General features: G+C 67.2%; 27 protein-coding genes. 12 read left to right on the top strand and 15 right to left on the bottom strand.

Annotation, left to right across the window (positions count from 1 at the left end; all coding sequences use genetic code 11):
• Window positions 1–165 precede the first annotated feature (165 nt).
• From V9L20_RS12980 to V9L20_RS12970, 3 genes are read left to right on the top strand one after another with little or no spacing between them, the layout of a single operon-like run.
• The gene (locus V9L20_RS12980; RefSeq protein WP_337296912.1) at window positions 166–585 is read left to right on the top strand and encodes an organic hydroperoxide resistance protein; all 420 of its coding nucleotides are present in this window, start codon (window positions 166–168) and stop codon (window positions 583–585) included.
• A gap of 32 nt (window positions 586–617) precedes the next feature.
• A complete protein-coding gene (locus V9L20_RS12975) occupies window positions 618–1,997 on the top strand; it encodes an ATP-binding protein (RefSeq protein ID WP_337296911.1) in 1,380 nt (459 codons plus the stop codon).
• Between the two features lie 28 nt (window positions 1,998–2,025).
• Window positions 2,026–3,816, top strand: a complete 1,791-nt coding sequence (locus V9L20_RS12970) for a cytochrome c biogenesis protein DipZ (protein WP_337296910.1) — start codon at window positions 2,026–2,028, stop codon at window positions 3,814–3,816.
• Window positions 3,817–3,859: 43 nt separating this feature from the next.
• On the opposite strand, the gene V9L20_RS12965 is transcribed toward V9L20_RS12970, so the two are convergent.
• The 4 genes from V9L20_RS12965 to rtcR form a co-directional block, all read right to left on the bottom strand.
• Complete coding sequence (locus V9L20_RS12965; protein ID WP_258502308.1) at window positions 3,860–4,111, bottom strand: hypothetical protein; 252 nt, start codon at window positions 4,109–4,111, stop codon at window positions 3,860–3,862.
• A 135-nt stretch (window positions 4,112–4,246) separates the two neighbouring features.
• On the bottom strand, window positions 4,247–5,194 hold the full coding sequence (locus V9L20_RS12960; RefSeq protein WP_337296909.1) for an ornithine cyclodeaminase family protein: 948 nt from the start codon (window positions 5,192–5,194) through the stop codon (window positions 4,247–4,249).
• Window positions 5,191–6,024 carry an alpha/beta hydrolase gene (locus tag V9L20_RS12955; protein ID WP_337296908.1) on the bottom strand — a complete coding sequence of 278 codons (834 nt, stop codon included), beginning with the start codon at window positions 6,022–6,024 and terminating at the stop codon, window positions 5,191–5,193. Before V9L20_RS12955 ends, V9L20_RS12960 begins: the two co-directional genes overlap by 4 nt.
• Window positions 6,025–6,076: 52 nt before the next feature.
• Window positions 6,077–7,687 carry an RNA repair transcriptional activator RtcR gene (gene rtcR / locus V9L20_RS12950; protein WP_337296907.1) on the bottom strand — a complete coding sequence of 537 codons (1,611 nt, stop codon included), beginning with the start codon at window positions 7,685–7,687 and terminating at the stop codon, window positions 6,077–6,079.
• 698 nt (window positions 7,688–8,385) lie between these two features.
• On the opposite strand from rtcR, the gene V9L20_RS12945 reads away from it, so the two are divergent.
• The 6 genes from V9L20_RS12945 (at window position 8,386) to rtcA (ending at window position 14,667) form a co-directional block, all read left to right on the top strand.
• On the top strand, window positions 8,386–9,537 hold the full coding sequence (locus tag V9L20_RS12945) for a slipin family protein (RefSeq protein WP_337296906.1): 1,152 nt from the start codon (window positions 8,386–8,388) through the stop codon (window positions 9,535–9,537).
• Between the two features lie 297 nt (window positions 9,538–9,834).
• Window positions 9,835–11,058 (top strand): RtcB family protein, encoded by a 1,224-nt coding sequence (locus V9L20_RS12940; protein ID WP_337296905.1) that lies wholly within the window; start codon window positions 9,835–9,837, stop codon window positions 11,056–11,058.
• 63 nt (window positions 11,059–11,121) lie between these two features.
• Window positions 11,122–11,778, top strand: a complete 657-nt coding sequence (locus tag V9L20_RS12935; RefSeq protein ID WP_337296904.1) for a zinc-ribbon domain-containing protein — start codon at window positions 11,122–11,124, stop codon at window positions 11,776–11,778.
• Entirely contained in the window at window positions 11,772–12,737 is a 966-nt protein-coding gene (locus V9L20_RS12930; RefSeq protein WP_337296903.1) for a ribonuclease Z, read from the top strand. Before V9L20_RS12935 ends, V9L20_RS12930 begins: the two co-directional genes overlap by 7 nt.
• Window positions 12,738–12,772: 35 nt before the next feature.
• Window positions 12,773–13,633: a nucleotidyltransferase domain-containing protein gene (locus V9L20_RS12925; protein ID WP_337296902.1), complete on the top strand. Its 861-nt coding sequence runs from the start codon at window positions 12,773–12,775 to the stop codon at window positions 13,631–13,633.
• The gene (gene rtcA / locus V9L20_RS12920) at window positions 13,630–14,667 is read left to right on the top strand and encodes an RNA 3'-terminal phosphate cyclase (RefSeq protein WP_337296901.1); all 1,038 of its coding nucleotides are present in this window, start codon (window positions 13,630–13,632) and stop codon (window positions 14,665–14,667) included. Before V9L20_RS12925 ends, rtcA begins: the two co-directional genes overlap by 4 nt.
• 9 nt (window positions 14,668–14,676) lie before the next feature.
• Here rtcA and V9L20_RS12915 read toward each other — a convergent pair whose 3' ends face one another.
• The gene (locus V9L20_RS12915) at window positions 14,677–15,033 is read right to left on the bottom strand and encodes an alpha/beta hydrolase (RefSeq protein WP_126747094.1); all 357 of its coding nucleotides are present in this window, start codon (window positions 15,031–15,033) and stop codon (window positions 14,677–14,679) included.
• Window positions 15,034–15,152: 119 nt separating this feature from the next.
• Window positions 15,153–16,820, bottom strand: coding sequence for an adenylate/guanylate cyclase domain-containing protein (locus V9L20_RS12910; protein WP_337296900.1), 1,668 nt, complete (start codon window positions 16,818–16,820; stop codon window positions 15,153–15,155).
• Window positions 16,821–16,849: 29 nt separating this feature from the next.
• On the opposite strand from V9L20_RS12910, the gene V9L20_RS12905 reads away from it, so the two are divergent.
• Window positions 16,850–17,599, top strand: a complete 750-nt coding sequence (locus V9L20_RS12905) for a Crp/Fnr family transcriptional regulator (protein WP_337296899.1) — start codon at window positions 16,850–16,852, stop codon at window positions 17,597–17,599.
• An 18-nt stretch (window positions 17,600–17,617) separates the two neighbouring features.
• Here the strand turns inward: V9L20_RS12905 and V9L20_RS12900 are convergent, their stop codons facing one another.
• A complete protein-coding gene (locus tag V9L20_RS12900) occupies window positions 17,618–18,091 on the bottom strand; it encodes a DoxX family protein (protein ID WP_337296898.1) in 474 nt (157 codons plus the stop codon).
• Window positions 18,092–18,314: 223 nt separating this feature from the next.
• Between V9L20_RS12900 and V9L20_RS12895 the strand changes: the two genes are divergently transcribed.
• On the top strand, window positions 18,315–19,073 hold the full coding sequence (locus tag V9L20_RS12895; protein ID WP_258502288.1) for a sulfite exporter TauE/SafE family protein: 759 nt from the start codon (window positions 18,315–18,317) through the stop codon (window positions 19,071–19,073).
• A 15-nt stretch (window positions 19,074–19,088) separates the two neighbouring features.
• On the opposite strand, the gene V9L20_RS12890 is transcribed toward V9L20_RS12895, so the two are convergent.
• The 4 genes from V9L20_RS12890 to V9L20_RS12875 form a co-directional block, all read right to left on the bottom strand.
• Window positions 19,089–19,448, bottom strand: a complete 360-nt coding sequence (locus V9L20_RS12890; RefSeq protein ID WP_281148333.1) for a DUF1428 domain-containing protein — start codon at window positions 19,446–19,448, stop codon at window positions 19,089–19,091.
• A 64-nt stretch (window positions 19,449–19,512) separates the two neighbouring features.
• Complete coding sequence (locus tag V9L20_RS12885) at window positions 19,513–21,018, bottom strand: DHA2 family efflux MFS transporter permease subunit (protein WP_337296897.1); 1,506 nt, start codon at window positions 21,016–21,018, stop codon at window positions 19,513–19,515.
• Between the two features lie 40 nt (window positions 21,019–21,058).
• Window positions 21,059–21,478, bottom strand: a complete 420-nt coding sequence (locus V9L20_RS12880; protein ID WP_337296896.1) for a VOC family protein — start codon at window positions 21,476–21,478, stop codon at window positions 21,059–21,061.
• 18 nt (window positions 21,479–21,496) lie between these two features.
• A complete protein-coding gene (locus tag V9L20_RS12875; RefSeq protein ID WP_126747087.1) occupies window positions 21,497–21,931 on the bottom strand; it encodes a VOC family protein in 435 nt (144 codons plus the stop codon).
• A 127-nt stretch (window positions 21,932–22,058) separates the two neighbouring features.
• On the opposite strand from V9L20_RS12875, the gene V9L20_RS12870 reads away from it, so the two are divergent.
• Entirely contained in the window at window positions 22,059–22,721 is a 663-nt protein-coding gene (locus V9L20_RS12870; protein ID WP_258502285.1) for a TetR/AcrR family transcriptional regulator, read from the top strand.
• A 24-nt stretch (window positions 22,722–22,745) separates the two neighbouring features.
• On the opposite strand, the gene V9L20_RS12865 is transcribed toward V9L20_RS12870, so the two are convergent.
• The 4 genes from V9L20_RS12865 to V9L20_RS12850 are packed head-to-tail and all read right to left on the bottom strand — an operon-like array spanning window position 22,746 to window position 26,839.
• On the bottom strand, window positions 22,746–23,237 hold the full coding sequence (locus V9L20_RS12865) for a MarR family winged helix-turn-helix transcriptional regulator (RefSeq protein WP_258502284.1): 492 nt from the start codon (window positions 23,235–23,237) through the stop codon (window positions 22,746–22,748).
• Between the two features lie 46 nt (window positions 23,238–23,283).
• A complete protein-coding gene (locus tag V9L20_RS12860; RefSeq protein ID WP_337296895.1) occupies window positions 23,284–25,035 on the bottom strand; it encodes an acyl-CoA dehydrogenase family protein in 1,752 nt (583 codons plus the stop codon).
• Window positions 25,036–25,048: 13 nt separating this feature from the next.
• Complete coding sequence (locus V9L20_RS12855) at window positions 25,049–26,038, bottom strand: Bug family tripartite tricarboxylate transporter substrate binding protein (protein WP_337296894.1); 990 nt, start codon at window positions 26,036–26,038, stop codon at window positions 25,049–25,051.
• Window positions 26,039–26,074: 36 nt separating this feature from the next.
• On the bottom strand, window positions 26,075–26,839 hold the full coding sequence (locus V9L20_RS12850; RefSeq protein WP_126747082.1) for an SDR family NAD(P)-dependent oxidoreductase: 765 nt from the start codon (window positions 26,837–26,839) through the stop codon (window positions 26,075–26,077).
• Between the last annotated feature and the right edge of the window lie 11 nt (window positions 26,840–26,850).

Here is a 26,850-nt window from a genome sequence, read left to right as displayed (position 1 = left end):
AATGTAGCGTCACCGCCGCCCGAAGGCTGCGAACAGTGAAACGTAGTGTGTTGATTTCTTGCGCGGATACATAGGCATACGCAATGCGGTTTGGCAGGGCAGGGGCGGCCCAACAATCCGTTCGTTCGCAAACCAACGTATGTCAACCTCCATCAAGGAATCACCATGACCCGCATCGAAAAAGTCCTCTACACCGGCAAGACCCACACCTCTTCGGGCGGCCGCGACGGCGAAGCGCGCAGCTCCGACGGCCGCCTGGACATCAAGCTCTCTTCGCCCGGCAGCGCCGGCGCCGGCACCAACCCCGAGCAGCTGTTTGCCGCCGGCTGGTCCGCCTGCTTCATCGGCGCCATGGGCAAGGCGGCCGGCAAGATGAAGGTCACGCTGCCGCCCGACCTGGCGGTGGACGCGGAAGTCGACCTGGGCATGGCCGGCGGCGAGTATTTCTTGCAGGCGCGCCTGAACGTGAGCCTGCCGGGCCTGGACCGCGAAGTGGCACAGGCCCTGACCGACGCGGCGCACCAGACCTGCCCATACTCCAAGGCCACCCGAGGCAACATCGACGTTGCCATCAACCTGGTGTGACCCGGTCACGCCGCCCATAGAAGAAAGCGCCCATGCCCACTCCTGCGAACCCTTCTGCGAACACGGCCCGTGCCGCGAATGTCGCGAATGCCGGTGCCAAGGGGTGGCGCAGGCTGCTGCCGGGTTCGCTGTTCTACCGCGTGACGCTGATCATCGTGGTGGGCCTGGCCGTTGCGCAACTGCTCACTTTCGCCGCGATTCGCTACGAGCGGAACATGGCGCTTCGCGAGCTGATGATGATCGGCATCGAGCGCGACATCGCCAGCTCGGTCGCCATTCTCGACCGCCTTCCCGCGGCCGAGCGCGCAAGCTGGCTCGACCGGCTGGAGCGGCGCAACTACCGCTTTGTGCTGGGCGGCAGCGCGGAGGGTACCGAGCCCGGCTCGCCCGCTTCGCGCCAGTTTGCCGCCGCCATCGTGGAAGCGATGCGCCCGTTCGAGATCGTCAAGGTGGGAGAGGTGGCCTGGCCGCCCGAGGGGCTGCAGATCCAGGTGCGGCTGGGTGATGGGTCTACCGTGGTGGTGCATGCCAGGCGCGTGGGCATGCCTGTGTCGGGCTGGGTGATGTGGCTGCTGGTCGTTCAACTGCTGGTGCTGGCCATTTGCGCATGGTATGCGGTGAGGCTGGTCACGCGGCCGCTTGCGCAACTGTCCGCCGCCGCCGATGAGCTCGGGCCTGACCTCAAAGGCCAGGCGCTCGCGGAAGACGGGCCCAGCGAAGTTGCGCATGCGGCACGCGCGTTCAACGCCATGCAGCAGCGCATCGCCGGCTACATGGCCGAGCGCGTCGAGATCCTGGCGGCCATTTCGCACGACCTGCAGACGCCCATCACGCGCATGCGCCTTCGCACCGACCTGATGGACAACGAGCACGACCGCGAGAAGTTCCGGCAAGACCTGGACGCCATGAACTCCCTTGTGCGCGAGGGCGTTACCTACGCACGCACGCTGCACGGCGCGACCGAGCCGCCGCTGCGCATCGACGCCGACGCGCTGCTCGAGAGCATGGTGGCCGACTATGAAGACGTGGGCCAGCAGGTGCGGCTCGAAGGCAAGGCCGGCGCGCCCATCGTGAGCCGACCCAACGCGCTGCGCAGGATCTTGATGAACCTGATCGACAACGCGCTGAAGTTCGGCACCGACGTGCGCGTGCAGGTGCATGCCGAGGGCGGCAAGCTGGTGGTGGCCGTGCTCGACAACGGACCGGGCATTCCGCCCGACGAGCTCGAAGCGGTGCTCAAGCCCTTTTACCGCGTCGAAAGCTCGCGCAATCGCAGCACCGGCGGCACCGGACTGGGCCTGGCCATTGCGCACCAGCTTGCCATGGCGATGGGCGCCGAGCTCACGCTGAACAACCGCGCCGAAGGCGGGCTGGAGGCCCGGCTCACGCTGGGCACCGCGCCCGCGCACTGAACACATCCTTTAACGGACGACCCCGATCATGCTCATCCTCCTCATCGCCTACCTGGGCGGGGTGCTCACCATATTGAGCCCCTGCATCCTGCCGGTGCTGCCATTCGTGTTCGCACGCGCCGACCGCCCGTTCCGCTCGCACGGCCTGCCGATGCTGCTGGGCATGGCGCTGGCCTTTGCCGCCGTTGCCACGCTGGCGGCGGTGGGCGGAGGCCGGATCGTCACGCTCAACGAGTACGGGCGCTATGCCGCCATTGCGATGCTCGCGCTGTTCGGGGTGACGCTGCTGTTCCCACGCGTCGCCGACCGCATGACCCGCCCCCTGGTGGCGCTGGGCATGCGCATGTCCGAGCCGCAAGGCAATGCGACGTCGAGCGCGGTGTTCTCCCCGCTGTTGTTGGGCGTAGGCACCGGCCTGCTCTGGGCCCCCTGCGCGGGCCCAATCCTCGGTCTTATCCTGACCGGCGCGGCGCTCAATGGCGCGAGCGTGGGTACCTCGCTGCTGCTGCTGGCCTATGCCGCGGGTGCCTGCACGTCGCTGGCGGCCGCGCTGCTGTTCGGCGGGCGCGTGTTCTCGGTCATGAAGCGGTCGTTGCATGGCGGCGAATGGGTGCGGCGAGCCGCCGGCGCGGCCGTGCTGGTGGGCGTGGGCGCCATCGCGCTGGGGCTGGACACCGGCCTGCTCGCGCGCCTGTCGGTCGGCACCACCTCGGCGCTGGAGCAGGCGCTGGTAGACAAGATCAAGCCCGGCAAGCCGCATGGGGAGCCGATTGCCGCGCAGGAAGACGCGGGCTTCGTGCGGGTGTCGGACAACCGCCCGGCCGCCGTGCCTGCGCGCGAACTCAGGGTCGAGGGCAACTTTCCCTCGCTGGCCGGCGCCACCGAATGGATCAACTCCCCGCCGCTCGCGCCCGAGGCCCTGCGCGGCAAGGTGGTGCTGGTCGACTTCTGGACCTATTCGTGCATCAACTGCCTGCGCACGCTGCCCTACCTGAATGCATGGGCGGAAAAGTACAAGGACGCGGGCCTCGTGGTGCTTGGCGTTCATACGCCGGAGTTCGCGTTCGAAAAACGCTCGGCCAATGTGCGCAGGGCGACCAAGGACCTGGGCATCGGCTTTCCCGTAGCCACGGACAACGACTTCGCGATCTGGCGCGCCTTCGGCAACCGCGCTTGGCCCGCGTTCTACTTCGTCGATGCCGAGGGCCGTGTCCGCTACCACCAGTTCGGCGAGGGCCGCTACGACAAGGCCGAACAAGTCATCCAGCAACTGCTGGCCGAGGCCGGACAGGCTCGCGTCCCTGCCGGGCTGGTCGCTCCCTCGGGCCAGGGTACCCAGGCGCAGCCCGGCCCCGAGCCCGCCTTGTCCGGCGAAACCTACCTGGGCCACGAGCGCGCGCACGGTTTTGCCTCGCCCGGCGGTGTGGTGCGAGATCATGCAAAGGTCTACCAGGCGGCTTCTTCGCTGCGCACCAACCAGTGGGCGCTGGCCGGCGACTGGACCGTGGAGGCCGAGCGCGCGGTGCTCAACAGTGCGAACGGCCGCATCGCCTATCGCTTTCAGGCGCGCGACCTGCACCTGGTGCTCGGCCCCACGGCCAACGGCAAGCCGGTGCGCTTCAGGGTGCTGGTGGATGGCAAGCCGCCGCTGGCGGATCATGGCGCCGACACCGATGCGCAGGGCTATGGGGTTGTCGATGCGCAGAAGCTCTATCAGCTGGTGCGCCAAGCCACCAATGGGACTGACGGGAAAGGCAGGTTGTTCGAGATCGAGTTTCTGGACGCGGGCGCGCAGGCCTACGCGTTCACCTTCGGCTGAGCGCTGACGCGGCCCGGGCGGCTGGCGAAAGGGCGAATGCGCCTTACGCAGCCCAGGCGGTCAACGAAAGCCGCCGAAGCATGTCCGTCTGGCGCGACTCTTCGGCGTCCCGCAGGCTCTTGGCCGCGCGGGCTGCCACGTAGGCCACGTACATCGTCTCGATGGCCTTGCCCCATTCGTGCATCTTTTGCGAAACCACGCTGGTCGAGTTTGCCGACGGGTCTTCGGCCGGGCAGGCGGGAACCTCGAAACCGGCTTTGCTGAGGATGGTGGCTTTCTGAAGAATGGTGAGCATGGGGCTGGCCTCTGGAATATGGGCATCAGATTAGCCATGGCGCAAGACGCGTGCCATCAGCCGCTTGACGTATGTGCTTGTCAGTAAATGGCTATCCATGCCGGCAAACAGCCGCGGTTTTCTAGGCCTTAAGCCTTAGGCTGGCGTCGATTCGGCATGCCGCCACACCAGCGTGGCGGCGGTCAGGTCTTCGAGCGCGCTGCCCACGGCCTTGAAAACGGTGCGCTCGCCGCTGCCTGTGCGGCCCGCACATTCGCCCCGGCAGAGTGCGGCGAGCGTGCCCTGCACCTCATCGGCGCGCAGCGTGCCGACCGCCATTGCATCGAGCAGCTCGCCCGCTTTCTGCAGCGCCTCGGTGGTGTCGATGAAGGTGCGCGCGCCCGCAAAGCAGCGGGCGTCGGCCTCGCGCATGGCGGGGGTGAAGCTGCCGATCAGGTCCAGGTGAGAGCCCGCGCTCAGCCATTCGCCGCGCACCAGCGGCTCGGTCGCGAGAGTGGCGCAACTCACGATGTCGGCTTGCCGCACGGCCGCTTCGAGCGCGGTGACGGCACGGGCATTCAAACCCTCTTCGCGCCACTGCGCGGCCAGGGCCTCGGCGCCTTCGGGCCGGTGGTTCCACACCTGCACCTCGTCGATGGGCCGCACGCTCGCATGCGCGGCGGGCAGCAGCCTGGCGATGCGGCCGGTGCCCACCACCAGCAGCCGGCGTGCGTCGGCCCGCGCCAGAAACGCTGCGCCCAGCGCCGATGCGGCCGCCGTGCGGCGCGCGGTGAGCTCGTTGCCGTCCATCATCGCCAGCGGCACGCCGGTGCGCGCGTCGTACAGCACGTAGGTGGCATGCAGGCTGGGCAGGCCGCGCGCGCCGTTGCCCGGAAAGACGTTGATGGTCTTGATGCCGAGGAACCCCGCGTCGCTCCATGCCGGCATGATGAGCACGGTGCCCTTGTTTCCGCCGGCCGTCTCGATGCTGTGCACGTGGCGCGGCGGCACCTGCGCCTCGGCCGCGAAGGCGGCGCGCAGCGCGGGTACGAGCCGTGCAAAAGCCAGCGGTTCGCGGGTGGCGGTTTCGTCGAAGTGCTTCATGGTTGCCGTGGATGCAGCGCGGCGTCGAAGAATTCGACCAGTGCGCGCTGGTAAGTGGTGCCGAAGCGATGGGTCATGGGCTCCAGATGAGCGGCACCGGCCACTTCGATCAGCCGCTTGGGCTCGCGCGCGGCCTCGAGCAGGCGGCGCGAATGGGAATGCGGAATCACTGCGTCGGCCGTGCCATGGATGAGCAGCACCGGAATGGGTGAAACGGCCGCGATGTACTTCGATGCGGCGTAGTCGTCGCTCACCAGCAGGCCTGCGCCCGGCAGCTTCTCGCTGGCAATCGACGAGTACGAATAAAACGTCGATTCGATGGCCGCCGCCTTCACGCCGGCCCGGTTGCCCGAACCCACCGCCGCCACGGCATTGGTGCCGCCCAGGCTCTGGCCGAAGACGAAGAGGCGCTCGGGGTCGACGTCGGCGCGAGTGCGCACATGGTCCAGCGCGGCATTGGAATCCTCGAACACGCCCTTGGGCTCCGGCTTGCCTTCGGACTCGCCGTAGCCGCGGTAGTCGAACACGAACACGTTGAAGTCCTGCTTCGGCAGCCAGGCCACGAAGCGCCAGTGCGCGGACATGTTCTGCGCGTTGCCGTGGAAATGCACCACCGTGCCCTTGGCATCCTTCGGGTTCTGGCGGCTTGCGGCGGGAATGAACCAGCCGCTCAGGCGCGTGCCGTCGGCGCTGGCAAATTGCACCGCCTTATATCGCAGCCCCAGCGCATCGGGCGTTTCGTAGCGCACCCGGTCGGGGTAATAGAACATCGACTGAACACAGCCGGTGAGGAACACGGGCAGCGCGAGCAAGGCCAGCTTCCAGTTCATGGTGTCATGCGCGGGGTGTCGCCACTGCGGCGGAGTTGCGGCGGAGGATAGCTCAGCCCGCGGCAATGCGGCTCCACTCGAGCCCATGCTTCGCGAGGTACTTTCGGAGCCGGTCGGCATCGTTCACCACGCTGCGCTGCACGCGCGACGCCTGGAAAAGCTGCCGCCCCGCGTCCGACAGACTGCGCGATTCGCGGCACACGCGCACCACCGCCTCCAGCTGCAGCCGGTCGAACAGGTCGAGCGCCGCCGCGCGTTCATCGCCCAGCAATGCGTCGAGGTCCACGTCCTCGGCGCCACTGCCATCGGTTTTCGGGCTCTCGCGGTTCCATAGCCAACGAAGCCGTGCAATCTCGGCTTCGACCAGCGCGACCGGAATGCGCCCGCCGTCCGCCAGCGTGGCCAGCCGCGTCACGCTGGCCGACAGGTCACGAAAGTTGCCGCACCACAGCGCCTCGGCGCTTTGCGCAAACCGCAGGTAGGCCGCGCGGGCTTCGGCGTTGAAGCGCACCACGCGGTTGTTTTCGGCCGCGTGAATGGCCAGCAGGTGGTCGAGGTTGGGCTCGATGTCTTCCGGCCGCTTTGCCAGGCCCGGCAGGTCGTAGGTCCAGAGGTTGATGCGCGCGAACAGGTCTTCGCGAAAGCGACCGGCCGCCACGTCGCTGCGCAAGTCGCGGTTGGTGCCGGCAATGAGCTGGAAATCGCTCTCCACTTCCTTGTCGGCGCCCACCGGGAAGAAACGCTTCTCCTCGATGGCCTTGAGCAGCATCGCCTGTTCGTCGAGGCCGAGCTCGCCGATCTCGTCGAGAAAGAGCGCGCCCTGGTGCGCCGTGCGCAGCAGGCCCGCGCGCTCGCCCGCCGCGCCGGTGAACGCGCCCTTCTTGTGGCCGAACAATGTGGATGCGGCCCCGTCGCCCCGCAGCGTGGCGCAGTTCACTTCCACGAACGGCCCCGTCATCTGGTGCCGCGCCTGCTTCAGTTCGAACATGCGCCGCGCCAGGAAGGACTTGCCCGCACCGGTCGGCCCCACCAGCAAGATCGGCGCGCGCGATCGCACCGCCACGCGTTCGATCTCGTCGATGAGCGCATTGAAGCGCGCATTGCGCGTGGCGATGCCGCTCTTCAGGAAGGCCACCGCGTCGCGCTGCTCGGCATCGAAGCGCCGCGCAATCGCGTCGTAGCGCGACAGGTCGAGGTCGATCAGCGCTACTTCGCCCGGGTTGCCCGCGCGCTGCCGCTTGGGCGGCGAGGTCTGCGCCAGCACGCCCGGAATCACCCGCGATTCGGCCAGCAGGAACATGCAGATCTGCGCCACGTGCGTGCCGGTGGTGATGTGCGTCCAGTACTGCTCGCGTTCGGTGTCGAAGGTGTAGGTGCGCGCCCAGTCGTAGAGGCGCGCGTACACCTCGCCGAAATCCCACGGGTCCGCCAGGTCGAGCGGCACCAGGTTGACCGTGGTCTCCGGCGAGACGGTGGCGATGTCGGCCTTGACCACCTCGGCCAGCGCCTTGTGCTTGAGCGTGTAGAGCAGCTCCATGCGCGAGATGACCATGTCCTCGTGCTGCGCGAGCGAGACGGTGGGGCGCCACTTCTCCCAGCGGCCAGTGCCTTGGCCGGCGTCGAGTTGGGTGCCGAGAAAGCCGATGACGACTATTGGCTTCATGGATATGAATCTAGCTAAATTTATAAATTTTGAAGAAAATTTTATCAGGTGTGCGAGCTGGAGCATGAGGCTGGTGCAAAGGAATTTCCGTTGTAGATCAACGACTTGTGCCGCATTTGCCTCGCCAACTGAGCGGTTTTTCGCAACTTGGCACGCCTGCTGCAATAGATAACCCGTCCGGATGCAGTTCATCCGCTCGCAGGTGCCGCATGAAAGCGGCCCGGTGCCGCAGGCCAGACCTGTCTTGGGCTCGCGGTATGCCGCTGTTGAACTGGCTGGCGACTGAACTTGATTCAGTTCTGCTCATGGTTGAGCACCGTGCTAACCACATGGCGTTGCGGGTTCGATTCCCGCGAAAAACCTGGCAGTGCTTGCACTGCCATCTGTTGGGGCGAAAGCCCCCGCCCCGGCACACCGGAGCGATGGCGCAGGGCCGACAAAGCCCTGCGGCGCGCGACACCGTGCCAAGCGCAGGCGGCTTGCGCACCGCGTGTGCGGCAAGGAACTGCGTGCAGTCATCGACGGCGAGGGAAGTGACGGCGTTGCACACGCGACGCCGGGAGGCACCCACCGAACCGCGCGACCGCTGTACGTCAGCCCCGGCCCACCGTTGTGCCCGCCGCCTGCCCTTTAGCGGGCCTGGATTGAATGAACGAACGAACCGAATAACCGAACCAAATAACGAGTGGGAGAAAAAAATGCTGGGTTTCAATCGATACACGATCAAGAAGAACGAACGCGCGCTGCTGCTGCGCAATGGCGACTTCGAGCAACTGCTCGGCCCGGGAAAGCACCGCGTGTTCTCGGCCTTCGACGCCATCAAGCTGGAGCGCTTCTCACTTGCCGAGCCGTCGTTCGAGCACGAACTGGCCGACTACTTCCTGGCGCGCGAGCCCGAGTTGGTGGAGCGCGAGTTCGTGCACGTTTCGCTCGGCGAGACCCAGGTTGGCCTGCGCCATGAAGACGGCGTGCTGGTGCAGATCCTGCCGCCCGCCACGCGCAAGCTGTACTGGCGCGGGCTGCGCGAGCAGCGCGTCGACGTAATCGACGTGGCGGGTGACGCGCGCCTGCCTGCCGAGCTGCTGGCCAAGCTGCAGAGCGTGGCCCTGCGTCCGCGTGCAGTGCAGGGGCTCGAAGGCGTGCTGCTGATACAGGTGCCCGAGTTCCATGCCGGCGTGTTGACGCTCGAGGGGCAGATGCAGGCAATGTTGCCGCCGGGGAACCACGGTTTCTGGCGCTTCAACCGCCAGGTGGCCGTGACTTGCGTGGACCTGCGTTCGCAGATCGCCGAGGTAAGCGGCCAGGAAATCCTGACCCGCGACAAGGTGGGCCTGCGACTGAATCTGTCCGCGGTATGGCGCTTCGTCGATGTGCGGCAGGCGATGGCGCAGATGCCGAAGCCGGCCGAGCATGTGTACCGCGAGCTGCAGTTCGGTCTGCGCGCCGCAGTCGGCGAGCAAACGCTCGACGCGCTGCTGGAGAACAAGGCGGCCATCGACCAGACGGTGCTGGCGCAAGTGCGCGAGCGGCTGGAGGGGTCGGGCGTTGCGCTGGAGAGCGTGGGCGTGAAGGACATCATCCTGCCGGGCGAGATGAAGACCATCCTCGCCCAGGTGGTGGAGGCGGAGAAGTCGGCCCAGGCCAACGTGATCCGCCGCCGCGAGGAAACCGCGGCCACGCGTTCGCTGCTGAACACTGCCAAGGTGATGGAGGGCAACCCCGTCGCTTTGCGGATGAAGGAACTCGAAACGCTGGAACGCGTGGCCGAACGGATCGACAAGATCTCGGTGGTTGGCGGTCTGGACCAGGTGCTCAACGGGCTCGTGACGCTTCGGCCGAACGGCTCTTGAGCGACAGAGAAAAGAACACGGGCACGCAGGCACAGAAGGGAGCGCCACTGCCAAAAATGTTGTTATTGCCGGCAGTCCGGGTAGCACCGGATGCGGCGGGAAAGCCGGTTGACGGGCAAGGTTGAGGATGCAGGTGCTGGCTCCGATGACGGGTCTGTCACTGGCGCGCGTTTCCAATCGTCGACTGGGCCATCGGACTCAAACACCATGGTCGCCGTATTGATGTGGGTTCGAATCCCACCGTGTCCACCATTCAGTCGTAAGAATAGATAGATAGACAGTCGGAGAGAAAAGAATATGGAACAGAACTACAAACTGCATGAAGTAGCCAACGGCGTCCCGGTCAAGATGTGGACGAACGGCGTGCCCGTGGAAGACGAGGCGCAGAAGCAGCTCGAGAACGCGGCCCGCCTGCCCATCGTGTTCAAGCACATCGCGGCCATGCCCGACGTGCACTACGGCATCGGCGCGACCGTGGGCTCGGTGATTCCGACCTTCAAGGCCATCATCCCGGCCGCGGTGGGCGTGGACATCGGCTGCGGAATGATGGCCTGCAAGACCACGCTCAACGCGCGTGACCTGCCCGACAACCTGGGCCCGCTGCGTTCCGCGATCGAGAAGGCCGTGCCGCACGGATCGAACCCCAAGCGCATGGGCCGCGACAAGGGCTCGTGGGAAACGCCGCCCGACGAAACCGATGCGGCCTGGGCCAGGCTGGTGGATGAGTTCGACCTGATCTGCGAGGACTACCCGCGCATCAAGAACACGAACAACCACAAGCACCTGGGCACGCTGGGAACCGGCAACCACTTCATCGAGGTGTGCCTCGACGAAGCGGGCGCGGTGTGGTTCATGCTGCACTCGGGTTCGCGCGGCGTGGGCAATGCCATCGGCACGCACTTCATCGAACTCGCGAAGAAGGACGCCGAACTGCACCAGCGCAACCTGCCGGACCAGGACCTGGCGTACTTCGAGGAAGGCGCCAAGTACTTCGGCGACTACGTGCGCGCGGTGGGCTGGGCCCAGAAGTTCGCGCGTGCCAACCGCGAGGTGATGATGCAGCGCGTGGTCGCGGCCGCGCGCAAGGTCATTGCCAAGCCGTTCGAGGCGCATGTGGAAGCGGTGAACTGCCACCACAACTATGTGAGCCGCGAGACGCACTTCGGCGAAGACGTGCTCGTCACGCGCAAGGGCGCGGTGAGCGCGAAGGCGGGCGAGCTCGGGATCATTCCAGGCAGCATGGGGGCCAAGAGCTACATCGTGCGCGGAAAGGGCAACCCCGAGAGCTTCATGAGCTGCAGCCACGGCGCCGGTCGAAAGATGAGCCGCACCAAGGCGAAGAAGCTCTTCACCATTGCCGACCAGATCGCCGCGACCGAGGGCGTGGAATGCCGCAAGGACGCCGACGTGATCGACGAGATTCCGATGGCCTACAAGGACATCGACGCGGTGATGGAAGCGCAGAAGGACCTGGTGGAGGTGGTCTACACGCTCAAGCAGGTGGTTTGCGTGAAGGGTTAGAAGCCCGCGCTGGTCCGAGGACGAGGGGCGCGGGCGTGTGCAACGGCAATCGAGTAAATAACAATGAAAAGCAACAAGCAACGCCGCGCCGAAATCAAGGCGCACCGCCTCGAACGCGCAGCCGCGCTGAAGGCGCAGCTGCGCACGCAGGATGCCCGTCAGCTCTCGGCGGGCGGACTCGTGCCTGGCATGGTCATGGCCGACAAGTCGCGGCTTGCGCACTACAACACCACCTTCGGCGAGGTGCCGGATTTCTATCTCGACCAGGCCTTCACCTGCCGCGATTGCCGCGCCCAGGAGGTGTGGACGGCAAAGCAGCAGAAGTGGTGGCATGAGGTTGCGCAAGGCTCGGTGTACAGGCACGCCGTGCGATGCCGTGCATGCCGGCAGGCCCGCTGCGCCTTGCGTGAAGCGGCGCTTCGGAACGAAGGCGCCAACCTGCTGGGCGAGGAGGTGGCCCGGTTGCGCGCGCTTGCGGTGCAAAAGCCTGGCGCCGACGCGCTCGCGCAAGTGGAAGCTGCCCTGCAAAGCAAGTGGCGGAGCCTGCGCGTAGTCGCCATCGAAGTCATGGGTCAGTGGGGCGGGCCCGAGCAGATCGGGCGGCTGCAGGCATTTGCAGCGAACCGCACAAGCAGCTACGGAACGTGGGAACGCGAAGCAGCGGATGCCGCAACGAAGGCACTGGCGCGCCGGGCCGAGGAGGAGAGCGGGGAATGTTGAAGCTCACCTTCCTGGGCACGTCCTCAGGAGTCCCCACGCGCCAGCGCAACGTCTCCGGCCTTGCGGTGCAGACCGTGCTCGGTGCCGACTGGTTCCTTGTCGATTGCGGCGAAGGCACGCAGCACCGGCTGCAGCAGACGCGGCTGTCCTTGCATGACATGGCGGCGGTCTGCATCACGCACGTGCACGGCGACCATTGCTACGGCTTGCCGGGCCTGCTCGCCAGCGCGGGCATGGGCAAGCGCACCAAGCCGCTGAAGCTGGTCGCGCCGCTGCCGGTGTGGCAGTGGTTCGAAACCACGCACCGGTTGACGGACCTGCATCTGCCGTACGAAGTGGAGCATGTCGATCTGGAAACCGAGGCGCTGGTCTACGAAGCCGCGGGCCTGCGCATCGAGCGCCATGGGCTGCGGCACCGGGTGCCCAGCCACGCCTACCGCGTGCAGGTGCAAACCCGGCGCGTGCGGCTCAAGGCCGACGCCTTGCGTGCGGCCGGCCTGCCGCCCGGGCCCGCATGGCGCGCGCTGCAGAACGGCGAGGACGTGCCTTTCAACGGCACGGTGCTGCGCAGTGCCGACTTTGCAGAAACGCAAATCGACACGGCAAGCGCCGTGCTGGGAGGCGACAACGCCGAGCCCGCGCTGCTGCGCGCGGCCTGCGAAGGTGCGCAACTGCTGGTGCACGAGGCCACCTACACGCAGGAAGCGCTCGACAAGGTCGGGCCCGGCCCCATGCACAGCTCCGCGCGCCTGCTGGCCGAGTTTGCGCAATCCGTGGAAGTGCCCAACCTGGTTCTTACGCACCTGAGCCCGCGCCATCAGAACGAAGAGGGCGTGGCCGCGTTGATGGTGGAGACCCAGGCCCACTACCGCGGCAACGCATTCCTGGCCAACGACCTGGACGTTTTTGAACTCGACAGCGCCGGCAACGTGGCTGTCACCCGTGCCCCGATCGGATGAATGAGAACATCCGGCGGCTAGAAGAAGTTTTATTCATGAGCAACAAAGAACAAGAATTCCTGCGCTCGGCGCACCCCATCGATCCCGCCATGCGCGTGCAGATCATGGATGCCCTGCGCGACATCGAAACGCGCCACGACGTCACGGTGCTGTTCGCCTGCGAATCCGGCAGCCGCGGCTGGGGCTTTGCCTCGCCCGACAGCGACTACGACGTGCGCTTCATCTACGTGAACCGTCTGCCGTGGTACCTCACGGTCACCCCGCGGCGTGACGTGATCGAGCTGCCGATCAGTGGCGACCTCGACGTGAACGGCTGGGACCTGCGCAAGGCGCTGGGCCTCATGCGCGAGTCGAACCCCACGCTGCTCGAATGGCTGCGCTCGCCGGTCGTGTACCGCGAAGACGAGGCGGCCATGCCGCGTTTTCGTGCGCTCTCCGAAGCGGTGTTCTCCAACGCGCGCGGCTGGCATCACTACGCGTCGATGGCAAAGAAGAACTTCCGCGAGCATCTGCAGGCCGACGAGGTGCGCTACAAGAAATACCTGTACGTACTGCGCCCGCTGCTGGCCGCGCGCTGGATCCGCACGCAGCCCGGGGTGCCGCCGATGCGCTTTGCCGACCTGGCGCAGAAAACGCTCGACCCCGTGCGCGACGCCGCGTTGATCGAAGAAATCAACGCGCTGCTCGAAGTGAAGATGCGCGCCGGCGAAGCCGCGACCAGCCCGCGCTGGCCGGGCATTCATGCGTTCATCGAAAGCGAACTGGCGGCCAACGCGGCGGAACCTGTCACGCCGCTGCCGCAGGCCGAAGGTGCAGGGCTCGATGCGTTTCTTTGCGAGACGGTGCTGTGCTTCGACGCGGCCGCGTCCGCACTGAAGAAAGGAGGCCGCGCATGATTGAACTCGACGGCTCTCAAGGCGAGGGCGGAGGCCAGATCCTGCGCACCAGCCTCGCGCTGTCGGTGGCAACGGGCCAGCCCGTCGCCATTGAGAAGATTCGCGCGGGCCGCGCCAAGCCGGGCCTGATGCGGCAGCATCTCGCGTGCGTCAACGCGGCGGCCGAGATCAGCGGCGCGCAACTCGAAGGGGCCGAGCTCGGATCGCAATCGCTGCGCTTCGTGCCCGGTCCGGTGCGTGCGGGCGACTACAGCTTCACGATTGCGAGCGCGGGCAGCTGCATGCTGGTGCTTCAAACGGTACTGCCGCCGCTGCTGCTGGCCGGCACGCCGAGCCGCGTGCAGCTGCGCGGCGGCACGCACAACCCAATGGCGCCGCCGTTCCACTTTCTGGAGCGCGCCTTTGCGCCGCTGGTGCGCCGCCTGGGCGCGGACCTGCAACTGGTGCTGCGCCGCTGCGGCTTTTATCCCGCCGGCGGCGGCGAGGTCGACGCGACCATCGTTCCGTCGGCCGACGGGCTGAAGCCCTTCGACCTGGTCGAGCGCGGCGCATTGCTGTCGGGCCACGCCGAGTGCCTGGCGCCGGGGCTCGCACGGCACATTGCCGCGCGCGAGCTGGAAACGCTGGGCAAGGCGATGGGCTGGTCGGGCGAGCAACTGCGCGTCGGCACGGCGCGGCAGAACGAAGGGCCGGGCAATGCGCTGCTCGCCACGCTGGCCTACGAGCACGTGACCGAGGTTTTCACGGCCTTCGGCGAAAAGACGCTCAGCGCGGAGCAGGTGGCGCATGCGCTGGTGAGGGAACTGCGCGACTTCCAGAAGAGCCAGGCGGCCGTGGGGCCGCACCTGGCCGACCAACTGGCGCTGCTGCTGGGCCTGGCGGCATGGCAAAGCGGCGGTGCGGCCGCCTTCACCTGCAGCGAGGTAACGGAGCACACGCGAACCAACTGCGCGGTGATCGAGCGCTTTCTGCCGGTGCGATATGCCATCGAAGAAGCCGCTGGCGCGGCCACCGTGAAGGTGGCGCGGGCCTGAGCGGTTGCCTTACAGGCCGGCTTGCTGCGTGAACGAAACGGCGGGCTTGCTGTAAGCCGATGGCACCTGGTCGCGATAGAAGGCGCGGCGGTCCAGGCTTTGCAGCGGATCGTGCGCGGCGGCCACGGCCTGGGCGCGCACCGCATTGCGGTCGAGCGTGGATTGGACGGCCACCACGCCCTCCGCGGCGCTGTCCGAATACGTGTTGCCGCCGCGTGCGGCGGCCACGGCTTCGGCCTGCACGTCCGCACGGTTGGCGTACGACGTGAGGGCCTGCACGCCTTCGTAGGTTTCGGCATGTGCACCCGCGGCGCCCAGCATGGCGAGTGCGGCGGCGGAAACGGCGATGAGTTGCTTCGTGTTCATGGTGAGAGTCCCCTTGACTGAAAGTGGTGTGGTCGGCGGACATTCGTCGTTGCCACAGATGCAGTGTGAAACCGCGCCGCAGCCTGCGCTGTGCGTTTGCGCACCGCTTTTGGCAACTGCTACAGGGGCGCTGCCAAGGGGGCGTGCTGCGAACAGATCACCGCAAGTGGTTCGGAGCGCCCGCGCACCGCCAGCGTATCGACCTGCTCCGCGGCATGCGCCAGGCCGGCCTGCTGCGCCGCGAACAGCGAAACCACGAGCCGCGATGCGGCGGCCTTGGAATGGTCCTGCAGCCGGCTTGCCGTGTTGACCACTTCGCCAATGGCGGTGAAAGTGGTCGTGTCGAGGTAGCCCACCTCACCCACGGCCGCACGGCCGGCGTGCAGGCCCATGCCAAAGTCCAGCCGCTGGCCGAATTGCGCCTCGAAGCCTTCGCTCCAGGCGTCCATGCGCTCGCCGATGAGCTCGGTCGCGCGCAGTGCCTGGCGGCATGCGGTAGGCAGGTCGGTCTCGAGCCCGAAGATCGCCATCACGCTGTCGCCGATGAACTGGTTGGGCACGCCGCCGCTTTCGCGCACGGCCGCACCTACCGTCGCAAAGTAGCGGTCGAGCACATAGGCCAGGTCGAACGGCCATTGCCGCTCCGACAGGCCCGACCAGCGCCGCAGGTCCACGAACAGAATGGCCACGTCGTGCTCGCGGCCGAAGCTGCTGACCGGCGCGGGCCGGCCGCCGTTGGGCGGCGGCGCAAACAGCGGAGTGACCTCGATGTCGCCGCGGGGCCGCAGCTGGCAGGCCAGCCGCACGTCGCCGGGCGCACGCACGCGCTCCAGCGTCCGCTGCTCGTCACGGCCCGGCTCGCCGATGTGTTCGGCAGGGCCGAGCACGCGCACGCGGCAGGTCGAGCAGCGCGCCCGCCCGCCGCACACCGAAAGATGGGCGATGCCGTGCGAGCGGCTCGCTTCCAGCACGCTCCAGCCGCGCGGCACTTGTACCGTGCGGCCCGGATAGCGCAGCGAAACCGAAAGCCCGCGCGGCCGGCGCGCCAGCCAGTGGCGTGCTCCAAACGCCGCCAGCAGGGCGGCCAGGCCAAGTGCGTAGAAGACCTCGATGCCGGTTTCCACGGCGTCGAGCGTGCGGCCCTGGGCCGCGTTCGGCACCACCGCGGGCGGCACGCCGGTCCACTGGAACTCGCGTCCCATGGAGACGAAACCCATCGCCGCGGCGAGGGGCAGCACGACTGCCAAGGCAAGCAGCAGATGGGAGAAGCGGCGGTAGCCCGGCCGTGCCCGCAGCGCAAAGTGCATGCCGATGCAGCCGTGGATCCAGGCCGCGAACATCATGGTGAACTGCGCCGTGGCGCCCGGCAGGTTCCACCGGCCCCAAACCACGCGCGCATAGGAACCTTCGATGCCGTAAGCCTGGTAGGCGCCGCGCATGGCGGTCACGTGGGCGATCAGCAGCAGCGGCAGCGCGAAGCCCAGCAGAATGCGCAGGCCCTCCAGCGGCGGCATGCGCAGCGTGCGGCGCTCCCACAGCGCGGCCACGGCAAGCGCCAGGTGAACGGTGGCGGCACCGTACAGCAGCAGCGTGCCCGGCAGGCTGTGCCAGAAGTGCTGCACGCCGCGCAGCACCGTCTCGGCCGCGGCAAAGGAGACGATGCCCAGCGAATGGTTGAGCAAATGCGCCGTCACATAGGCCATCAGCACCAGCCCGCTCGCCCAGCGGAGATTGCGCCGGGTCGGCAGTCTCGGCAAAAAAAGGGCTTGGGGGGAACGTCTGTCCATGAACGGGTTCGAAGGGGCACCCGAGCATAATGCGCGCGCCCCTCTCACCCGGCATGGCCCCAACCACTCCTTCGACCACTCTTCGTTCCAGCCTTGCGCTGCGCCGCATCGCGCTGCTCGAGGGGCTTTCCGACCAGCGCCTGGACCTGCTCGCGCAGCAGTGCCTGTGGCACAGCGTGGAGGCCGGCAAGCCGCTGCTGCTGCGCGCCGAGCAGCAAGGCGATGTGTTCCTGCTGGTCTCGGGGCGGGTGCGGGTGACCACCTATTCGGCCAACGGCCGGCAGGTCACCTTCAGGGATTCGGAAGCGGGCGAGCACTTCGGCGACATTGCCGCCCTTGACGGCGGGCCGCGCTCCGCCGACGTGGTCACGCTCGAACCCAGCGTGCTCGCCAGCCTCGACGGGCTTTCCTTCATGGCGCTGCTGCGCGACGAGCCGGTGGTGGCCGAGCGCGTGATGCAGCGGCTCGCTTCACTGGTGCGGCAGCTGTCGGAACGCGTGATCGACCTGAGCACGCTGGGTGTGCAGAACCGCTTGCATGCCGAGCTGCTGCGGCTCGCGCGAATCGCGGGCGTGGAAGGCAACCAGTCGAGGCTCGACCCGGCGCCCAAGCACGCGGCCCTGGCCAGCCAGATCAGCACCAACCGCGAGCAGGTGACGCGCGAACTCAATGTGCTGGTGCGCAGCGGCGTGCTGCGCAAGGACGGCAAGGCCCTGCTGGTGGCCGACGCCGCGCGGCTCGAGCGCATGGTGTCGCAAGTGCGCGGCGACGCGGGTTGAGCCGGCGGCCTGGCCGGATCAGTTCCAGCGGCCGCGCAAGCCGCCCAGGCTGAAGCGGCCCGCACCCAGCAGCACCACGGCCAGCGCGCCGAACAGGTACAGGCCCTGCAGTTCCAGCGCCCAGCCACCCTGCTTGGTCACGGCGAATAGGTCGGCCATGTGCACCAGGCCAAAGGCCACGAGCATGTTGATGACGACCACGCCGGCGGCGGCGCGGGTCCAGAAGCCGGCAATCATGAGCAGCGGCGCCACGATCTCGCCCACGTACACCAGGTAGGCCAGCCCGCCCGGCAGGCCGGCCTTCACCAGCATGGCGCTGACGAAGCCCACGCCGGCCGAAATCTTGAAAATGCCGTGCAGCAGCACGAGCACGCCGATGGCCACGCGCAGCAGCAGCTTGCCGGAATCGTCCAGCGTGGCGGGCGAGGGAGAAGCGAACGAAGATGCGATCGGCGCACGCGCGGAGTCGGCGGCTACGGCCTGGGTGTTCATGGCAGATCCTTGAGGAAAGTTGAAAGCCCGCCGCGGAGTGCGGCGGTTGCGGTTCCAGTGTGCGCAGCCGCGGCCGGCGCGGCTGTGCGTTTACGCACACGTTTGCGCAGGTGCCCGAAGAATCCTGCAGGCCCGGCGCCGTCCTGCTACGCTTGCACCGCCCGCCACACGGCGGGCTTTTTTCTGCGCCGCCACACGGCGGGCTTTTTCTGCGCAGCCTTCCATGCTCTTTCCTGTCATCACCGATCCGCATTTCTACGCGGTTGCCGTTCCGGCCGTGCTGTTGCTCGGCATCAGCAAGAGCGGGTTCGGCGCCGGCTTCGGTTCGCTCGCGGTGCCGCTGATGGCGCTCGCGGTCACGGTGCCGCAGGCCGCAGCCATCCTGATGCCGCTGCTGCTGTTGATGGACTTGCTCGGGATTGCCGCCTTCCGGCGCGACTTCGACCGGGCGCTGCTCAAGTTCCTGGTTCCGTTCGGGCTGCTCGGCACGGTCATCGGCACGCTCTTGTTCCGAACGCTTTCGGCCCCCACCGTGGCGGGCATCGTCGGCGTGTTCACGCTGCTGTTTCTTGCGCAGCGGCTGGTGTTTCCGCCCAAGCCGGACGACCCGCTGCCTTCGCGCGCCGTGGGCGCGGCGCTCACCGCGGTCTCGGGTTTCACGAGCTTCATTGCCCACGCCGGCGGGCCGCCCATCAACGCCTATGTAATCCCGCTGCGGCTCAAGCCGGTGGTGTTCACGGCCACCATGGCCTACTTCTTCTTCGTGGTGAACCTGAGCAAGTGGATTCCGTACGCCTGGCTCGGCCTCATCGACCTGCGCACCCTGGCCACATCGGCGGTGCTGATGCCTCTTGCGCCGCTCGGCGTGTGGGTCGGCATTCGCATTGCGCGGCGTATCAGCGCCACATGGTTCTACCGCTTCCTGTACCTCGGCATGCTGCTGACCGGGCTCAAGCTCGTCTACGACGGGTTTCTTGCCTGAGCCCGGCGCGCCCGGTCAGAACTCGACGATCGACTTGAACCCGCCGAAGATCATCCGCTTCGCATCGAAGGGCATGGTCTTCGGGTCCATCGCGGCAATGCGCGGGTCGGCCATGACCTTGGCGTTGACCGTGTCGCGGTGCTTGCGCGACTTGTAGACGATCCACGAGAAGGCCACCGTTTCGTCCGCCTTCTGCTTCACGCTCTGCGGAAACGAAGTGAACTTGCCGGGCTTCACATCGTCGGCAATGCACTCCACGTATTCGAGCGCACCGTATTCCATCCAGATCTTGCCGGCCTTGCGCGCCAGCTTGCGGTAAGCCTCGACGTTGTTCGAGGGAACGGGAACCAGAAAGCCATCGACATAGCGAGCCATTGGAAGTCTCCTTGAAAGAAAAGGAAAGTAGAAAAGAAAAGCGGGCCGCCGAACGGGCGTGCCCTCAAGATGCCGCCGCACGGTTTGCCGTGCTTGCGGATGCCGCGGCCTCTTCGTTGTTGATGTTGTTGCTGTTGTTCTTGTCGTTCTGAGTCGACCCCGGAGATGCGGTGCGAAGCAGCAATGCCCCGAGCAATCCCGCCAGCGCCGCAAACACGGCGCCGACAAGAAACGCAAGGTTGTAGCCGCCGGTGAGGGCAAGAGGCAACTGCGCCCCGGCTGCCTGCATGGAGCCGGTGCGCGCCGCTGCGGCACTGGCCAGAACGGCAAGGCCGAGTGCGCCGCCCATCATGAAGGCGGTGTTGACCACGCCCGAGGCAAGTCCCGAATCGGCCGGGTCGACCTCGCTCATGGCCGCGAGCAACACCGGGTTGAACGCCATGCCCGCGCCCAGGCCGAGCAGCATCATCCCGGGCAGCACGTCGACGACAAAGCTTCCGTTGACCGGCGCACGCGCGAAGAGCGCAAGGCCGATGGCCGCGAGCCAGAGTCCGGCCGCAAGCGGCTTGCGGATGCCGAAGCGCATCACCAGCCTGGCGGAGAGGCCGAGCGAGAACACCGCCATGATGATGTTGGCCGGCAGGAAGGCGAGGCCGATCTGCATCGGCGTGTAGTTCAGCACCAGCTGCATGTAGAGCGCGGAAATGAAGAACCACGCGAACATTGCCGCCGCCCACAGCACGCCCACCACGTTGGCGACCGACACGCTGCGCAGGCGAAAGAGGCCCAGCGGCATCAGCGGATGCTGCACGCGCGCCTCGATGGTGATGAAGATCGCGAGCAGCACCACCGCAGCGCCGAGCAGGCCCAGCGTTTGCGTGGAGCCCCAGCCGGCTTCGTTGCCGTTGACCACGCCGTAGACCGCGAGCATGAGCGACAGCGTGACGGTGACGGCGCCCGCCACGTCGAGCTTTTCGCCGTGCGCCTGGCCGCGCGTGTTGGGCAGCAGCGCCACGCACAGCGCATACACCGCCACGCCGATCGGCAGGTTTACCAGAAAGATCCAGTGCCAGCTCAGCGAGCTCGTGAGCAGGCCGCCCAGCAGCACGCCGATGCTGCCGCCGCCCGCGCAAACGAAGCCGTACACGCCCATTGCCTTCGCGCGGTCGGCCGGTTCGGTGAACAGGTTCATGATCAGCGAGAGCGAGACGGCCGAAACCACCGCGCCGCCCAGCCCCTGCACCGCGCGCGCCGCAATCAGCACGCCTTGCGAGTTGGCAATGCCGCAGGCCAGCGACGCGAGCGTGAAGAGCACAAGGCCGATGAGGAAGAGCCTGCGGTGCCCATACAGGTCGCCGAGCCGCCCGCCCAGCAGCAGGAAGCCGCCGAAGGTCAGCATGTAGGCGTTCACCACCCAGACCAGCGAGGTCTCGGTAAAGCCCAGGTCGGTGCGGATCGAAGGCAGCGCCACGTTCACGATCGTGGTGTCGAGCACGATCATCAGCACGCCAAGGCACAGCACCATCAACGCGAGCCAGCGCTTGCGGTTGTTGTCGAGTGTGTCGGTCATGAAGAGTGATTCCCTGCAGCAGATTGCGAGTGACGCGGACTCAGATCAGCGGCTTGCCGCCGTTGATGAGCCACGGTGTGCCGAAGCGGTCGGTCACCATGCCGAAGCCTTCGACCCAGAAGGTTTTCTCGAAAGGCATGGAGACGGTGCCACCTTCGGCGAAGGCGTCGAACACGCGGCGCGCTTCGGCAACGGTCTCGAGCGTCAGCGCAACGCCGAAGCCCTTCATGCCTTCGTAGGTCTGTCCGGGCATGGTGTCGGAGGCCATGAGCATGCCATCGCCGTAGGCAAGGGAGGCATGCATGATGCGCTTCTTGACGTCGTCCGGCATCTGCCCGGTATCGGGCGCTTCGCCGATGGTCATCATCATCTGCATGGTGCCGCCGAGCGTCTTCTCATAGAAGCGCATGGCTTCGGCTGCATTGCCGTCGAACGTGAGGTAAGCGTGGATGGGAGACATGGTGTTTCCTTTCGGCGGTTACTTTTGTGAGTCCACCACCAGCATCCAGCCGATGCCGAAGCGGTCGGTGAGCATGCCGAAGCTGGAGCTGAAAAACGTCGGCGTCAGTGGCTGCATCACCTGGCCGCCATCGGCCAGCGCGTCGAACCATTGGCGCGCCTCGGCGTCTGTGCTGGCGCTGAGGGCGAGCATGATGCCCTTGAATTCCGCCTGGCCGGAACACCGTCCGTCGGAAGCCATCAGCTCGGTTTCGCCGATGCGCAAGACGGAATGCATCACCTTGTCGGCGGCGGGCATGCCGCCGGCGCAACCTGCTTCGGCTTCGCCCGCCGGCATTTCGGGCGCATCGCTGTAGCGCATGAGCTGCACGACTTCGGCGCCGAGCGCCTTCTTGTAGAACGCGATGGCTTCGTCGCAGCGGCCTTCGAACGACAGATAAGACTGGACTTTCATGGCAGATCCTTTGGACTGAGGAGGAAAGGGTGCGCAGAAGACCTGCGCGAATACGGAATACCTAGTTTGTGTACACCGTCCACAAAGAATAGCAGACATAATGGACACTGTCCACATGGAGATTCCGATGAGCCCCCCCGTCGTTCCGCCCGCCCCCGTTCCGCCTGCCGCCCGAAGTACCTACCGGCATGGCGACTTGCGACGGGCGCTGCTCGAAGCGGGCGTGGAGCTGGCGCGCGACGGCGGCCCCGATGCGGTGGCGCTGCGCGAGGTGACGCGGCGCGCGGGCGTGGTGCCCAACGCGGCGTACAGGCACTTTGCAAGCCGGCGGGAACTGCTGCTGGCGGTGCGGGCGGCCGCGCTCTCGGCGGCCGCCGTCTCCATGGAAAAGGAACTGGCGGTGCTGCCCCGCGAACAGCCGCCGCTGGACTTCGCGCGGGCGCAGGTGCGGGCCATCGGCACGGCCTACCTGCGTTTCGCGCAGGCCGAGCCGGGGCTTTTTCGCACGGCTTTCGTGGTCTCGTCCGAAGATGCCGAAGGCGAGGTGGGCCCGGCGAGCGTGGGCGCCAGCGGGATGGGGCCGTTTCAGCTGCTGGGCGCCGCGATCGACCGGCTCGTGGAGGCGGGCGCGCTCGAGGCTTCGCGCCGGCCTGATGCCGAGTACCTGGCCTGGTCGGCCGTGCACGGGCTGGCACTGCTGATCATCGACGGGCCGCTGAAAGGCATTGGCGCCGAAGCGGCCCACGCGCTCGGGCAGCGCCTGATCGACATGGTGGAGCGCGGCCTCTAGCTGCAGCTCCCCGGAGGCGGAGGGCTACAGGTAGATCTTCTGCAGCAGCCGGATCAGCGTTTCGCGCTCGCGCGCTGTGAGCCGTGCGCTGGCATCGGCCTCGAGCTGCATCACCGTCTGCTCGGCCTCGCGGATCAGCTTGTCGCCCGCTTCGGTGAGATGCAGGCCGACGGCGCGGCCGTCGTGCGGATGCGGCTTGCGCTCGATGAGTCCGCGGCTGTCCAGCGTGGCCACCAGGCTCACCAGGTTGGGCGGCAGTATGTCGAGCGTGTTGCACAGCTGGCGCGACGTGGCGCCCGGGTTGTGCGCCAGCAGCGAGAGCACCGAAAAGTCGATCTGCTTGAGCCCGTAAGGCGCCATGCGTTCGGCGAATACGCCGCTGATGATCAGCCAGGCGCGGCGCGCGTTGTAGCCGACCAGGGCTTCGAGCATGCGGGCGTCGAGCCGGTCGGACTTGCCGTTGCCAGGCGCTGCCGGCTCTGCCTTGGCGGAACTGTTCTTGGATGGACGAGGCATGGCCCGAGCGTAACCCGCGGCCGGCCCAGTCGGGGTTCCGTCAGCTTTAAGTACCGGAGGTTTTTGCAGCGTCGTGCGACATGGCAACGCCTTCGCAGGCGCGCTTGACGATGCCCAGCCGCATTTCGAACTCGGGCAACACCCAGCGCCGGAATGCCGCGGCGGGGCCGGCCCTGGCGGCGCGTTCCGCATCCGACGCCTCGGCCGCATCGATGCGCGCCCACGCCCAGGCCATCAAGGTAAGCATCACCACGCGCAGGTAGTCGTCGGCCACTTCATAGGGCAGCACGGGGTTGGCATGCGCGGCCATGGCAATGGTGGTGCCCAGGTAGCGCAGCTGCGCGAGCCGCCGCTGCACGTCGGCATCGGCCGCGCGCGAAGCATCGAGCGTGTCGCGCAGTTCGAGCAGCACGGCCGACATGGCGGCGCCGGCGTCGGGCAGCACCTTGCGCACCAGCAGGTCGATCGCCTGGATCTCGTTGGTGCCCTCGTAGATCATGGTCACGCGCGCGTCGCGCACGATCTGCTCGATGCCCCATTCGCGCACGTAGCCATGGCCCCCAAACACCTGCAGGCATTCGCTCGCGCCATGGAATGCCTGCTGCGTGCAGGCGGCCTTCAGAACCGGTGTGACCAGCGAGCACCAGCGCTGCGCGCGGTCGCGCGCCTTGGCGTCGGCGTCGTGCGTGGCCACGTCGAGCATCAGCGCGGTGCGGTAGGCGAGCGTGCGCCCGGCCTCGACCCAGGCGCGCTGCGTGTCCAGAATGCGCCGGACCGCCGGGTGTTCGGCAATCAGGTCGGCGGCTTCGCTGCCGCGGCTTGCGGGCACCGCGCCGGGGGCGCGCATCTGGCGGCGCTCCGCGGCGTAGGCGTCGGCCTTCTGCCAGGCGGCGTCGAGCAGGCCGACGCCCTGCAGCGCCACATGCAGGCGCGCCGCATTCATCATGACGAACATCGCGGCCAGGCCGCGGCCCGCCTCGCCGACCAGCCAGCCCGTGGCTTCGTCGAAGCGCATGACGCAGGTCGGGCTGCCGTGCAGGCCCATTTTTTCTTCGATGCGTTCGCAGTGCACCGCGTTGCGCGTGCCGTCTTCCAGCTGCCTGGGCACCAACACCAGCGACAGGCCCTTGGGCCCGGCGGGCGCATCGGGCAAGCGGCAGAGCACCAGGTGCACGATGTTCGGCGTGAGGTCGTGCTCGCCGCCTGAAATGAAGATCTTGCCGCCGCTCACGCGAAAGCTGCCGTCGGCCTGCGGCACGGCGCGCGTGCGCACCTGGCCCAGGTCGCTGCCCGCGTGGGCTTCGGTCAGGCACATGGTGGCCAGCCATTCGCCGCTGGCGATCTTCGAGAGATAGCGGGCCTTCAGTTCGTCGCTGCCGTGATGCTTGAGGCAGGCGTAGGCGCCGTGCAGCAGGCCTGGCGCCATGGTGAACCCGTGGTTTGCCGCGCTCAGCCATTCGTAGAGAACGGCTTCGAGCACGGTCGGCAAGCCCTGGCCGCCGTCTTCCGGCGCCGCCGAAAGGCTGGGCCAGCCGCCGTCGACCAGTGCCTGGTACGCCTCGCGAAAGCCCGGCGGCGTGGTGACTTCGCCGGCGGCGAAGCGGCAGCCGATCTCGTCTCCACCCCGGTTCGATGGCGCGACCGCCTCGGCCACGAAGCGTGCCGCTTCCTCCAGCACCTGGGCCTGCAGCGCCTCGTCGGCTTCGGCAAAGGGCGCGAGCGCGCCGAGCCGCACAGGCGCGTCGAGCACCGCGTTCAGGATGAATCGGCTGTCTTCGGGGCGGGGGCGGTAATCCATCGAGATATCGGTATCAGGATTCGGCGGTGAAGCCGATCTTCTTGACCAGCGGGCCCCAGCGTTCGTATTCGGACTGGAGCGATTTCTTCATGTCCTCGGGCGAGGAGCCATGGGCGATCAGGCCGACCGACAGCAGGCCCTCGGCCACGGTCTTGTCCTTGAGGGCAGCCTGGATCGCGGTGCTGGCCGCAGCGACGACGCTGGCCGGCGTCTTTGCGGGCGCGAAAAAACCGAACCATTCATCGGCCACGATCTCCGGAAAGCCCTGCTCGATGAAGGTGGGCACGTCGGGCAGGTAGGCCACGCGCTGCGCACCCGAGGTGGCGAGCACGCGCAGCTTGCCGGCCTTGGCGAAGGGCAGGTAGTCGCCCACCGGCGTCATGCTCGATGCGATCTGCCCGCCCACCACGTCGTTGATGGCGGGCAGTGAGCCGCGGTAGGGAATGTGGCGCAGGTCGGTGCCGCTGTTCAGGCCGAGCAGCGCGCCGAGAAAGTGAGGCGTGGAGCCCGCACCCGGCGAGCCGTAGCTGGCCTGGCCGGGATTGGCCTTGGCCCAGGCGATGTAGTCCTTCAGCGTCTTCACAGTGGCCGGCACCATCGGTCCGACCGCCAGGCCGTGCGTCATGACGGCGCCGATGGAAACGGGCGCGAAATCGGCAAGGCCGTAGCTCAGCTTGGTATAGATGTGCGGGTAGGTCGACAGCGCGGAGGCCTGCGCGAGGCACAGCACCGAGCCGTCGGCTACCGAAGTCTTGAGCGTTTCGAGCGCAATGCGACCGCCGGCGCCGGGCTTGTTCTCGACCACAGCGTTGGTCTTCGAGAACGGCGTATCGCCGAGCTTCTCGGCCACGCGCCGGGCCACGCTGTCGCCCGCGCTGCCGGCCGGAAAGCCGTAGTAGATCTTTGCCTGCTGCACGGCTTGGGCGAGTGCGGCAAGCGGATGCAGGGCGCCGAATGCGGCTGCGCCGCCGAGTGCTGTCACGAACTGACGTCGATTGGTCATGGTCTTGTCTCCTGTATTTTTTTCGAGGGGCTGGAATCAGCGCGGCGCCATGCGCAAGGCGCCGTCGAGGCGAATCACTTCGCCGTTCAAATGCCCGTTGGTCACGATGTGGCAGGCCAGTTCGGCAAATTCCGAAGGCTTGCCCAGGCGCGGCGGAAACGGAATCGACGCGGCCAGCGATTGCTGCACGGCCTCGGGCAGCTCCATCAGGAGCGGCGTGGCAAAGAGGCCCGGCGCCACGGTGCACACGCGAATGGCGTGCTGCGCCAGGTCGCGCGCCATCGGCAGCGTCATGCCGACCAGGCCTCCCTTCGATGCGCTGTAGGCCTGCTGGCCCACCTGGCCGTCGAAGGCCGCCACCGACGCGGTAAAGAGCATCACACCCTTTTCGCCGTTGTCGAGCGCATCGAGCTTGGCGCAGCGCGCTGCGAACAGGCGCGCCATGTTGTAGCCGCCGATCAAGTTGATATTGACCACGCGCACGAAGTCTTCGAGCGGCGCCGGGTTGCCGTCCTTGCCGACGATGCGCTTCGCGCTGCCGATGCCGGCCACGTTCATGAGAATGCGCGCGGGGCCGTGCGCCGCCGCGGCCTTGTCGAGCGCGGCATTGACGCTCTCGGTGTCGGTGATGTCGCAGACACACGCCACGCCACCGATCTCCGAAGCCACCTTTTCGGCGAGCTCCGCATTGCGGTCGAGCACGGCCACCTTGGCGCCCAGCCGCGAGAGTTCGCGCGCGGTGGCTTCACCGAGGCCCGATGCGCCGCCGGTGACGAGTGCTGCTTGTCCTTCGATCTTCATAGTGTGTGTCT

This window comes from Variovorax sp. CCNWLW225, assembly GCF_037204045.1.
Taxonomy (GTDB): domain Bacteria; phylum Pseudomonadota; class Gammaproteobacteria; order Burkholderiales; family Burkholderiaceae_C; genus Variovorax.
This window is presented reverse-complemented; position numbering and strand designations above follow the sequence as displayed.